Here is an 11,811-nt window from a genome sequence, read left to right as displayed (position 1 = left end):
ATGGTGCAGTCGAAAGAAGGGGAGGCAAAGCGCGCACCATGAGTGGGCAAGACGGGCTGAAAAAATAAAAGCCCGGAACTCCGGGCCTTTTAGACGAGGGGAAGCGAGGAGCCCGCTTACACCACACCCTGTTCGATCATGGCGTCAGCCACCTTGCGGAAACCGGCGATATTGGCGCCCAGCACCAGGTTGTGGGGCTCGCCGAATTCGGCGGCGGTGGTGCTGGCGCTGAGATAGATGTTCTTCATGATCACCTTCAGCTTCTCGTCCACTTCCTCGAAGCTCCAGCGCTGCATGCTGGCGTTCTGGGCCATCTCCAGCTGGCTGGTGGCCACGCCGCCGGCATTGGCCGCCTTGCCCGGGCCGTAGCAGATCCTGGCATCGAGGAAGACTTCCACCGCATCCTGGGTGGAGGGCATGTTGGCGCCTTCGGATACGGCGATCACCCCGTTGGCCACCAGTACCTTGGCATCGGCCTCGGTCAGTTCGTTCTGGGTGGCGCAGGGGAAGGCCAGCTGGGCGGGAATGCGCCATACCGCATGGCCGTCGGCCGGATAGTCGTTCACCGGGATGAACTTGGCGTCCGGGTGGGCAACCAGGTATTCGTTCAGCCGTACCTTGCGCACTTCCTTCAGTTCCTTCAGGGTCTGAAGGTCAATGCCGGCTTCATGGTAGAGGGTGCCGCTGGAGTCGGAGCAGGTCACCGGGCGGGCGCCCAGTTCGTACAGCTTCTCGATGGTGTAGATGGCCACGTTACCGGCACCGGACACCAGGCACTGCTTGCCGGCCAGGGTGTCGCCCTTGTCCGCCAGCATGTACTGGGCGAAGTAGACGCAGCCGTAGCCGGTGGCTTCCTTGCGCACCAGAGAGCCGCCCCACAGCAGGCTCTTGCCGGTGAAGACGCCGTCGTAGTGGCCGGTGAGGCGCTTGTACTGGCCGAACATGTAGCCAATTTCCCGGGCGCCCACGCCGATATCGCCGGCGGGCACGTCGGTGGTGGGGCCGATGTGACGGTACAGCTCGTTGATAAAGGACTGGCAGAAACGCATGATTTCGCCGTCGGACTTGCCCTTGGGATCGAAGTTGGCACCACCCTTGCCGCCGCCGATGGGCAGGCCGGTGAGGGCGTTCTTGAAGATCTGCTCGAAGCCGAGGAACTTGATGATGCCGGCGTTCACGCTGGGGTGGAAACGCAGGCCGCCTTTATAAGGCCCCAGGGCCGAGTTGAACTCGATACGGTAGCCCTTGTTGACCTGCACCTTGCCCTGATCGTCCACCCAGGGCACCCGGAACATGATCTGGCGCTCGGGCTCGATCATGCGTTCGATGATGGAGTGCAGCTTGTACTTCTCACTGGTTTCGAGGATCGGCTGCAGCGAGTCGAGCACCTCCTCTACCGCCTGATAGAACTCTGCTTGTGCCGGGCTGGTTTTCTGGAGCTTGACGATGGTGTCGTGGATATACGTCACGATATCTTCCTTGTTATAATTTTGTAAAATTTTTATTTGGGATACACATTAAGACCCTCTTCTATTGAAATATGGATGGCGGTATCCGGTCAATGCCTGCACAACAAATATATATACCAAAAATTAGAATATTTATTCTCATCTGACGCTGATCCCCTCCGAATTCCCTTCCCCGGTAATCGTCTAAAGCAGTCTATGCTTGATCGAAGATGCAGGGAGAAAGCGTATGGATACAAAAGAGTCGTCCTCCCCCGACGACACCCGCCTGGGACAGGCCCTGATCGAGCAGGGCCACATCACCGAGAAAGAGCTAACCCGTCTGGAACGCATGCGCCAGGGGCAGGCCGATGGCGGATCCCTTGCCTCCCTGCTGCTCAATCTGGGCATGATGTCGGAGCGGGAGCTGGCCAAGAGTCTGGCCGAACTCACCCGGCTGCCACTCACTACCGCCGAGGAATACCCCCCGGCCCCGCCCCTGGACACCCCCCTCGCCTACCGTTTTCTGAAGGAGCATCATCTGGTGCCGCTCCGTCAGGAGCCGGATGCCCTGGTGATGGCCATGGTCGACCCCCGGGACCACTTCGCCGCCCGGGCCATGGCCATGATGTGCCGCCAGCCGGTGCGGCTGCAGGTGGGGGTGAACTCGGAGATTACCGCCGCCATAGAACGACTCTACGGCGAAGGCCAGAGCAAGATGGGCGACATCCTCTCTGCGGTGCAACAGGAAGAGGAAACGGAAGAAAGTATCGCCCAGCTCAAGGACATGGCCAGCGAGGCGCCGGTGATCCGCCTGGTCAACCTGATCATCCAGAAGGCGGTGGATCTGCGCGCTTCCGACATTCATGTAGAGCCGTTCGAAAACCGGCTCAAGATCCGCTACCGCATCGACGGCGTGCTGCAGGAGAGTGAGGCCCCGCCGGTGAACATGACCCCGGCCATTCTCTCCCGCATCAAGATCATGGCCCGGCTCAACATCGCCGAGCGCCGGCTGCCCCAGGACGGTCGTATCGAACTGAAAATCCAGGGTATGGAGCTGGATATCCGGGTGTCCACCGTGCCCACCATGCACGGCGAGAGCCTGGTGATGCGGCTGCTCAACCGGGAAAGTGTGGTACTGGACTTCGACGCCCTGGGGTTTGCCGAAGACACCAAGGCCCGGCTGCGCCAGGTGCTGAAGATCCCCCACGGCATGCTGATGGTCACGGGACCCACCGGCAGCGGCAAGACCACCACCCTCTATACCGCCCTCAACCAGCTCAACACCACGGACCGCAAGCTGATCACGGTGGAAGATCCGGTTGAATACCAACTGGAGGGGGTCAACCAGATACAGGTCAAGCCGAGTATCGGGCTCAGCTTCGCCAGCGCCCTGCGCTCCATCGTGCGCCAGGACCCGGACGTGATCATGGTAGGGGAAATGCGCGACCTGGAAACCGCCCGCATCTGCGTGCAGTCGGCCCTCACCGGCCACCTGGTGCTGTCCACCCTGCACACCAACGACGCCGCCAGCAGCGTGACCCGCTTGCTGGAAATGGGGGTGGAGGACTACCTGCTCACTTCCACCCTCAATGCGGTGATCGGACAGCGCCTGGTGCGGGTGCTCTGCCCCCACTGCAAGGAAGGCTACCAGCCGCTGCCGGAACTGGTGCGGGAGCTGAAACTGGCACCGCTCGTCCCGGACGAACCCATCCGCCTGTTCCGGCCGGTGGGTTGCGCCCGCTGCGCCGGCACCGGTTACCACGGCCGGCTGGCGATCCAGGAGCTGCTCACCATGAACGACGATATCCGCAAGCTGGTGCTGAGCCACGCCGACGCCGGCAAGATCCAGGAGGCCGCCATTCGTCACGGCATGAGGACCATGTACGGCGACGGCCTGCACAAGGCCCTGCAGGGGATCACCAATGTCGAAGAGGTGATCCGGGTCACCCAGGAGGCCTGAAATGGCGCTGTTCTACTTCAAGGCGGTCAGCCAGAGCGGCGAGGTGCAGGAAGGCCGGCTGGAAGGCAGCGACCAGCAGAGCATAGTGCTGCAGCTGCAGCAGCGGGGTCTGATCCCGCTCAGCGTGGAGCCGGCCGACGGCCGGGGACCCGCCACCTCCGGGCTGGGGCTGCGGACGGGCCGCAAACGGGTGGGCGAGCGCCAGATCCAGGTGCTGACCCAGGATCTGGCCGCCCTGCTCAAGGCCGGTGTCCCTCTGGAGCGAGCCTTCGGCATCATGATACAGGTACGCAGCCATGCCGACGACATCCGCCTGCTCGGCCAGATCCGCGAAGGCATACAGCGCGGCCAGCCCCTGTCGGCGGTGCTGGCCGAGCAGGACGCGGCCTTCTCCCCCTTCTACCTGAACATGATCCGGGCCGCCGAGATATCGGGCAACCTGGAGCAGGGCCTGTCCGATCTGGCGATATACATGGAGCGCAGCCGCCAGCTCCGGGAAAAGGCGATGTCGGCGCTGATCTACCCCATCATACTGTTGCTGGTATCGGCGGTATCCCTGCTGATCATCCTCACCTATGTGATCCCCCAGTTCCAGCAGCTGTTTGCCGACATGGGCCAGGCCATGCCGTTTTCCACCCGGGTGGTGATCGGCACCGCCGAATTCCTGCGTGACATGGGTCTCTGGCTGCTGCTGCTGATCCTGCTGGGCCTGATCTACGGCCGGCGCCAACTGGCCCAGCCCGGCAAGCGCTTGGCCTGGGACCGCTTCGTGTTGCGCCTGCCCCTGGCCGGGGAGCTGATCCGCCGGCTGGAGGTGGCCCGCTTCAGCCGCAGCCTGGGCACCCTGATGAAAGGGGGCGTGCCCCTGCTCAGCGCCCTCACCATCGCCCGCGATACCCTGGGCAACCAGTTGCTGGCCAACACCCTGAGCGAAGCCGCCGGCAGCCTGAAGGAAGGGCGCCGACTGGCCGAACCCTTGCAGGCATCGGGCCAGTTTCCGCCCCTGGCGATACAGATGATCCGGGTGGGCGAGGAAACCGGTCAGTTGGAAGACATGCTACTCAAGGTGGCGGATACCTACGACCGGGAAGTGGAAAACGCCATTCAGCGCCTGCTGACCATACTGGAACCGGTGCTGATCGTCGGCCTGGGGGTCATCATCGCCGGCATCATCATTTCCATCCTGGTGGCCATTCTCGGCATCAGTGAACTGCCCATATAGGGAGGCAACAGTGCGTTACAACAAGACAAGGACATCTCGACTCGGCTTTACCCTGCTCGAACTGCTGGTGGTACTGGTCATCCTGGGGCTGCTGGCCAGCCTGGTCGGACCCCAGGTGCTGCGCCAGCTGGCCGGTTCCAAAACCAAGACGGCGCAGCTTCAGATCCGGGAGCTCGGCACGGCGCTGGATCTGTACCGGCTGGAGGTGGGCCGCTATCCCACCACCGCCGAAGGGCTGGAGGCCCTGCTCAGCGCCCCCACCAACACCCGGGGCTGGAACGGCCCCTACCTGACCAAGAGGACCATCCCCAAGGATCCCTGGGGCAACGACTACCATTACCGCTCGCCCGGCCAATACGGCGATTTCGATCTGTTCAGCCTGGGCGCAGACAACCGGGAAGGAGGCACGGGTGAGGATCAGGACGTGGTCAGTTGGGAGTAAGGGCTTTACCCTGCTGGAGCTGCTGGTGGTACTGACCATTTCCACCCTGGCGCTGGCGGTGGCCCTGCCACGCTTCGCCGCCCTGCTGCCCGGGGCCGAACTGAAGAGCTACAGCCGGCAAACCGCCGCCCTGCTGCGGCTGGCCCGCAGCCAGGCCATCGCCACCGGTGAAGAGGTTGCCCTGTTGTTCGATCGGGAAGCCCGCCAAACCCTGCTGACCGGGCGGCCCGCCCCCTACCCCTGGCCGGAGCGCATCGAGCTGGTGCTCAGCGCCGTGACTGATAGCCCGCCGGCGCCTCAGGAAATGACCTTTTATCCGGACGGCACCAGCAGCGGCGGCACCCTGGTAGTGGCCGGGTCCGGTCAGCGTTACCGCATAGAGGTGCACTGGCTGACCGGCAGGGTGAGCTTCCATGACTAGACGGCCCCCCCGCCGGCAAAGCGGTTTTTCCCTGCTGGAGGTGTTGGTGGCCTTCGCGGTGCTGACCGTCACCCTGGGGGTGTTGCTCAATATTTTTTCGCTGGCCATCCGTACCACCCAGGCCGCTCAGGAGCAGCAGAAAGCCATGCTGCTGGCGGAATCGAAACTGACCGAACTGGATGCCGGCAGCCGGTTGCGGCCGGGGCGGGAGCAGGGCTGGTTCGACGACAACTACTGGTGGGAAACCCGGGTGGAGGAATTCGACAGTCGGGAGCTGATGGACAACGACTCCATGCTGGTGCCCTACCGGCTGTCGGTGATCGTGGGCTGGGGCCGCAATCAGCAATATGACCTCACCACCCTGCGGCTGGTGCGGCTGGAGGCCCGATGAAGCGGCAACAAGGCTTTACCCTGCTGGAACTGGTGGTGGCGCTGACCCTGCTGACCCTGCTCTCGGGGCTGATGTTCGGCGGCTTCCGCCTCGCCGGCCGGGCCTGGGAAACGGTCGACCGCCACAACGACCGGCTCAGCGAACAGGTGCAGCTGCAGCTGTTCCTGCGTAACCTGCTGGCCCAGGCACAGCCCCGGGAGATCTGGGACATACGCCAAACCCGGTTGCTGTCGTTCCAGGGTGGCGAGGACTCGCTGCTGTTCCTGGCTCCCCTGCCCCACAAAGGCGGCGGCCCGGCGCAGCCGGCCTGGTTCTACCTGGCGCTGGACGAGACCGACCCCGAGCATCCCCTGCTGCTGCTGAAAACCCAGCCATTCGTGGCCGACGGCAACCCGGAGCAACAGCAGGCGCTCGAGCCCTTCGACTGGTACCGGCTGGTGGACGACTTTCGCCGGCCGGAGCTGCTGCCGCCCCTGCTGGCACTGGAGGTGGACGAATTCAGGCTGCACTACCTGGCCCGGGAAGAAGACAGCCTGTCCGACTGGCAAGCCGACTGGCTGGAGCAGGAGCAGCTGCCGGCACTGATCCGGCTGCAACTGGCCCCGGACTGGCCCGCCCTGGTCATAGGCCCCGGAGACCACCGCTATGAGATCAAGGATGAATACTAGGCAGCGGGGCATCGCCCTGGTCAGCGTGCTCTGGGTACTGATCCTGCTGACCCTGCTGGCCACCGGACTGTCCCTCAACAGCCGCAGCCAGGCCCAGCAGAGCAGCAATATCATCCATGCCGCCCAGGCTCGCCACGCCGCCGATGCGGGCATGCACCTGGCGATGCTGGCACTGGCCCAGCCGCAAGACCGGCAGCCCTGGCTGGCCGACGGCAGCCCTTATCTGCTACGGCTGGACGATATCGACATCAGGGTGGCCATCTTTAACGAAAGCGGCCGCATCGACCTCAACGCCGCCGGCCCCGAGCTGCTCGACGGCCTGCTGGCCACCACGGGGCTGGACGACGGCCAGCGCGCCCGGCTGGTGGATGCCATCATGGACTGGCGCGACGGCGACGATCTGCGCCGGCTGCATGGTGCCGAATACGACGACTATATCGCCGCCGGGCTGGATTACGGCCCCCGCAACGCCCCTTTCCAAACGGTGGACGAAGTGCTGCGGGTGCTGGGCATGACGCCGGAGATTTACCGCCGGATCCGGCACAGCCTGACCATCCGCAACCCGCGCAACAGCATCAATCCCCTCTATGCCCCTCGCCAGGTGCTGTTGTCCCTGCCCGGCACCGACGAGGCGACCGTCGATCAGTTTATCGAAGACAGGCGCAGGAGCCATGAAAATGGCCAACCGCCTCCGGCCACCAGCATGTTTCCACGCCCCTTCCTCTCTGGCGGCTCCCCCGGGGTCAACTACACTATTTATACGGAAGCTCGTATGAATACGGTGTACCGCTCTCACCTGACGGCCAGCCTGAACAGCCGCCGCGGTCAGCCGGTTCTGGAACAGGTTTCACAGGAACCCATCCCGCTGTTCACCGAGCCGGACGCTTAACGGAGATTCCCTATGGATGGGGAGAACATAGTACAGAAGCTGAATGATTACGGCCGCCGGTTATGGCATACCCTATCCCGGTTCTGGCAGTGGTGGAGCGGGCAGTTGCTCAGCCTGTTGCCTCCCCGCCTGAGCCAGCGCCTGCTCGGCCAGAAACAGCGGCTCGGCATTTATCCCGAACAGGATCATTACCGACTGACCCTGGAGCCCCAGGGCGAACAGTTGCTCCTGACCGGCACACCGGCCCAGGCCGAGGAACTGGACCAAATGCTGAAACAGGCGGACAGCATCCGCCTCTGCCTGCCCGCCGGCGAGTTGCTGCTGACCCGAGTCACCCTGCCGGTGGCCACCGCCGGCAACCTGGCCAACGTGCTGCGCTTCGAGATGGACAGGCACACCCCATTCAGCGCCGATCAGGTTTACTTTGGCTTCCAATCCGCTCCCCGCGAGAAAGACAGCCCCCAGATCCAGGTCAGCCTGTTGCTGGCGCCGAAGGCCCAGGTAGACCCCCGGCTGGCCGAGCTGGAAGCACTGGGGCTGGCTCCCGACTCTCTCTGTGATGCCGAACACCCGGAAGCGCCGACCATTCCGCTGCCGGTGACTCGAAGTGCGGCCACCCTCAAGGCCGGGCGCCTGAAAAATCTGAACGGCGCCTTGGTACTGGTGATGCTGTTCCTGTTGGTGGCTGTGCCGCTCTACCAGCGGCAAAACCGGATCGACGCGCTCGGCGCCCAGCTGGATATCCCCCGGCAACGGGCGGAGCAGGCCGCCGCCCTCAAGCAGCAACTGGAAGAGCTGCAGCAAAGCCGGCAGTTCCTGGCCCGGGAAAGGGCGAGCCGGCCTTCGGTATTGCCGCTGCTGGACGAACTGACCCGTCAGTTGCCCGACCATACCTGGCTCAGTCGCTTCGAGCTGCTCGACGGTGCGGTACAACTCCGGGGGGAGTCGGCCAACGCCTCCGAGCTTATCGGCCTGCTGGAAGCCTCTGAGCTGTTCTTCGACGTGCGCTTCAGCTCACCGGTCACCAACAATCCGGCCACCAACAAGGATCGCTTCATGATCGACGCCCACTTCGGCAAGGAGGCCGCCTTATGAACCTGAGCGCCCGGCAGCAGCAGGCGGCCGCCCTGGGGCTATTGCTGGTAGTGGTGATGCTGGCCTTCAGCCTGGCCATTGGCCCCCTGTTCGGGCTCTTCCTGCGGCAGGGGGCGACCATCGGCCAGTTGGAAGATCAGCTCAACCGCTACCAGCGGCTGTCGGCCGAGCTGGAGCAGACCGAGCGGGCATTGCAACGGCTGCGGGCCGACACCCCCGACACCGGGCTTTACCTGCCGGAACGCCGGCCCGCCCTGGCTTCGGCCTGGCTGCAACAACACCTGAACCGACTGGTGAGCCGCAGCGGCGGCCAGTTGGTGAGCATCCAGAACGCCCCTCTCGCTACCGAAGGCCCCTTGCCGGGCGTGGTGCTGCGAGTGCACCTGCGCGGCGAGCTGGATCAACTGGTACCCCTGCTTCATGCGCTGGAGTCGGGGCAGCCCGCGCTCTTTATCCAGGGCCTGGTGATCACCGCCAACCCGCGCCGACCCGCCATTCAGGTGAACAGAAACATAGTGATTCGCCGGCAGGATCCCCGGCTGCGGCAGATCCCCTCGCTCGACGTTCGTTTCGACCTGATCGGCTATGCCCAAAGGGAGGCGCTATGAAACCCTGGCTCTTGCTGCTGGCCATGCCACTCCTGTGGCTGCCGGCCATACAGGCGCAGGACGGCAACGCCCCGGCGCCGGCCTATCCGCCCCTAGAACAGTTCGATGAAGTCATCAGCCGGCCGCTGTTCGACGAGAGTCGACGGCCCCAGGCGAGCGAAGACGAGGATCCCATCAGCGAAAGCGCCGCCGCCATGCGGGAAAAATGGCGCCTGACCGGGGTGGTGTGGGAAGGCAACCAGCAATTGGCACTGTTCAGCGAACGCCAGGGGGAAGGACGGGCACGCATCAAGGTGGGCATGTATCTGGACGGAGGCTGGCAGCTGGAAGAGATAGGGACAGACACCGCAACCCTGAGCGACGGTATCCAGAGCCTGCGCCTGGACTTGTGGGAGCCCAGGCTGCCGCCCAGCCGGCCCCCGGCCGATGAACCGGCACCGTTCAACGACACCATCCCCGGACAGGAAGGCAGCCCGGACGCCACCCCGGCCGAACCTGCCGACGGCACCGGCGATACCGTCACCGAACCGGACAACAACAACGAACAGGGAAGTAACGGGGATCCATCATGACCAGATTTAACCAGAGCAAATGGCTGTGCATCGGCTTCTCCTGCACCCTGCTGATCGCCTGCACCACCCCCACCGGGGACAGGGGCGCCCTCGACAAACCCTGGGGTCAGGCCCGGGTAACCAGCAACTATGATCCGGTGCGGCTCCCGCCCCGGGACGAAACGCTCCTGCCCACGCCGGCGGGCACCCCGGCCACCCCGACCGGCCCGGCCGAGAGCCCCTTGACCCGCAGCGAAATCTACCGCGGCTCCGGCAATTTTGTCCGGCTTGGGCAAGTAGAAGGGGCCCCTCCCACCGCCCCCGGCGACATTACCCTCAACTTTCAGGGCTCCGACATCGCCGAAGTGGTGAAGACCATACTGGGCGACATACTGCAGCTGAACTATTCCCTCGATGAACGGGTGCGCGGCCAGGTCTACCTGCAAACCAACAGGCCCATCCGTGAAGAAGCCCTGCTGCCCACCCTGGAAAGCCTGCTGCAGACCCACGGCGCCGCCCTGGTGCACAGCAACGGCCTGCTCAGTGTGGTGCCCGCTACGGAAGTCCCGTCTTCCGTCCTCAACCCCCGGCTGGCGCCCACCGCCGAGCGGGGCTACCAGATGCTGATATTGCCGCTGCGCTATATCGGTGCCCGGGAAATGGAAAAGATCCTGGAGCCGGTGAAACCCCGCCAGGGTACCCTGATGGTGGACGACAGGCGCAACATGATCACCCTGGTCGGCACCCGGGATGAACTGCTCAACATTCGCGACACCGTCAACCTGTTCGACGTGGATCAGTTGCGCGGCATGTCAGTGGGCCTGTTCCGGCTGCAGTCCAGCAGCGCCGACGTGATCGCCGGCGAGCTGCAGGCCATTTTCGGCGACGAAGCCGAGGGCCCCCTGGCCGGTATGGTGCGCTACCTGCCGATAGAGCGGCTCAACGCCCTGCTGGTGATCACCCCCCAGGAGCGCTACCTGACCGACGCCCGGGTATGGATAGAACGACTGGATCGGGCCGAGAACCCGCGCGGACTGAACATGTACGTATACCATGTGCAAAACGGCAAGGCCGATCACCTGGCCACCCTGCTCAACCAGCTGTTCGACAGCCAGCGCCGCAATCGCTCGGATTCCCCCCTGCCTCCGGCCGGCCCTCCCGGGGAGGACGGCGCCCCGCTGCAGATCGCCACCGGCATCAATGCTGCCAGCCTGGATGTAGGAGAAGTGAGCGTGATCGCCGACACCGAGCGCAACGCCCTGGTGGTCATGGCCGCCAGCGCCGACTACAACAAGGTGGAGCAGGCCATCAAGCGGCTGGATCAACTGCCGCTGCAGGTACTGGTGGAGGCCACCATAGTGGAAGTCAGCCTGGAAGACGAACTGCGCTACGGCCTGCAGTGGTACTTCAAGAACAACCTGGGCAGTGGCCATACCGGCGGCGGTGGCCTGGGGCCCCTGCCCATCCCCACCGCCGCCAGTCTGGCCGCCTCCAGCGCCAGCTATGAGGTGTTCAGCGCCAGCGGCACCCGCGCCCTGCTCACCGCCCTGGCCAGCGATTCCAAGGTGAACGTGATCTCCTCTCCCTCGCTGATGGTACTGGACAACCAGAAGGCGCAGATCCGGGTGGGCGACCAGGTGCCGATCCGCACCTCGGAAACCACCAACCTCAACAGCGACGTGGGCAACGTGACCAGCACCATCCAGTACCGGGACACCGGCGTGCTGCTGGAAGTCACCCCGAGGGTGAACGCCGGCGGCATGGTGGTACTGGAGCTCATCCAGGAGGTGAATGACGTGGCCACCACCACCACCTCCAATATCCAGTCACCCACCATCACCCAGCGTAAAATAGACACCCGGGTAGCGGTGCAGAGCGGTGAAACCCTGGTGCTGGGCGGCCTTATCCGCGAGAACAAGGCCCAGGACAGCCAGGGCCTGCCCGGCGTCCGCCACGTGCCCGTGCTGGGCTGGCTGTTCGGCAGCAGCGGCACCAACGTGAAACGCACCGAACTGGTGGTGCTGATCACCCCCACCGCCGTGGCCAACCCCCAGGACGCCCGCGCCGTCACCCAGGAATATCGCCGCAAACTGTTGGGGGTGGCGATGTAACCCGG

At 64.4% G+C, this 11,811-nt stretch carries 12 protein-coding genes; 11 read left to right on the top strand and 1 reads right to left on the bottom strand.

Translation table 11 applies throughout. From position 1 onward, the window contains the following. Positions 1-116: 116 nt before the first annotated feature. Complete coding sequence (gene gdhA / locus ACEVBK_RS19655; protein WP_375056555.1) at positions 117-1,469, bottom strand: NADP-specific glutamate dehydrogenase; 1,353 nt, start codon at positions 1,467-1,469, stop codon at positions 117-119. A 226-nt stretch (positions 1,470-1,695) separates the two neighbouring features. Between gdhA and gspE the strand changes: the two genes are divergently transcribed. Genes gspE through gspD form a run of 11 tightly spaced genes read left to right on the top strand, consistent with a single transcriptional unit; the run spans position 1,696 to position 11,806 of the window. Beyond that, on the top strand, positions 1,696-3,408 hold the full coding sequence (gene gspE, locus ACEVBK_RS19650; protein ID WP_375056554.1) for a type II secretion system ATPase GspE: 1,713 nt from the start codon (positions 1,696-1,698) through the stop codon (positions 3,406-3,408). 1 nt (position 3,409) lies between these two features. After that, positions 3,410-4,630 carry a type II secretion system F family protein gene (locus ACEVBK_RS19645; RefSeq protein WP_375056553.1) on the top strand — a complete coding sequence of 407 codons (1,221 nt, stop codon included), beginning with the start codon at positions 3,410-3,412 and terminating at the stop codon, positions 4,628-4,630. Positions 4,631-4,640: 10 nt separating this feature from the next. After that, on the top strand, positions 4,641-5,072 hold the full coding sequence (gspG, locus tag ACEVBK_RS19640) for a type II secretion system major pseudopilin GspG (protein WP_375056552.1): 432 nt from the start codon (positions 4,641-4,643) through the stop codon (positions 5,070-5,072). Then, positions 5,041-5,493 (top strand): GspH/FimT family pseudopilin, encoded by a 453-nt coding sequence (locus ACEVBK_RS19635; protein ID WP_375056551.1) that lies wholly within the window; start codon positions 5,041-5,043, stop codon positions 5,491-5,493. The genes gspG and ACEVBK_RS19635 overlap by 32 nt, the downstream gene beginning before the upstream one ends. Continuing rightward, entirely contained in the window at positions 5,486-5,884 is a 399-nt protein-coding gene (locus ACEVBK_RS19630) for a prepilin-type N-terminal cleavage/methylation domain-containing protein (RefSeq protein ID WP_375056550.1), read from the top strand. The genes ACEVBK_RS19635 and ACEVBK_RS19630 overlap by 8 nt, the downstream gene beginning before the upstream one ends. Continuing rightward, positions 5,881-6,552: a prepilin-type N-terminal cleavage/methylation domain-containing protein gene (locus tag ACEVBK_RS19625; protein ID WP_375056549.1), complete on the top strand. Its 672-nt coding sequence runs from the start codon at positions 5,881-5,883 to the stop codon at positions 6,550-6,552. The genes ACEVBK_RS19630 and ACEVBK_RS19625 overlap by 4 nt, the downstream gene beginning before the upstream one ends. Then, on the top strand, positions 6,542-7,441 hold the full coding sequence (locus tag ACEVBK_RS19620) for a general secretion pathway protein GspK (protein WP_375056548.1): 900 nt from the start codon (positions 6,542-6,544) through the stop codon (positions 7,439-7,441). Before ACEVBK_RS19625 ends, ACEVBK_RS19620 begins: the two co-directional genes overlap by 11 nt. A gap of 12 nt (positions 7,442-7,453) precedes the next feature. Beyond that, positions 7,454-8,536: a type II secretion system protein GspL gene (locus tag ACEVBK_RS19615; protein ID WP_375056547.1), complete on the top strand. Its 1,083-nt coding sequence runs from the start codon at positions 7,454-7,456 to the stop codon at positions 8,534-8,536. After that, entirely contained in the window at positions 8,533-9,144 is a 612-nt protein-coding gene (gspM, locus tag ACEVBK_RS19610; protein ID WP_375056546.1) for a type II secretion system protein GspM, read from the top strand. The genes ACEVBK_RS19615 and gspM overlap by 4 nt, the downstream gene beginning before the upstream one ends. Further along, entirely contained in the window at positions 9,141-9,716 is a 576-nt protein-coding gene (locus tag ACEVBK_RS19605; RefSeq protein ID WP_375056545.1) for a hypothetical protein, read from the top strand. Before gspM ends, ACEVBK_RS19605 begins: the two co-directional genes overlap by 4 nt. Then, positions 9,713-11,806 (top strand): type II secretion system secretin GspD, encoded by a 2,094-nt coding sequence (gene gspD, locus ACEVBK_RS19600; protein WP_375056544.1) that lies wholly within the window; start codon positions 9,713-9,715, stop codon positions 11,804-11,806. The genes ACEVBK_RS19605 and gspD overlap by 4 nt, the downstream gene beginning before the upstream one ends. Positions 11,807-11,811: the final 5 nt, after the last annotated feature.

The sequence above is a fragment of the Zobellella sp. DQSA1 genome, from assembly GCF_041950555.1.
In the GTDB taxonomy this organism is placed as follows: Bacteria; Pseudomonadota; Gammaproteobacteria; order Enterobacterales; family Aeromonadaceae; genus Oceanimonas.
The sequence above is the reverse complement of the archived record's forward strand: the minus strand, read 5'-3'. Positions and strand labels throughout refer to the sequence as shown.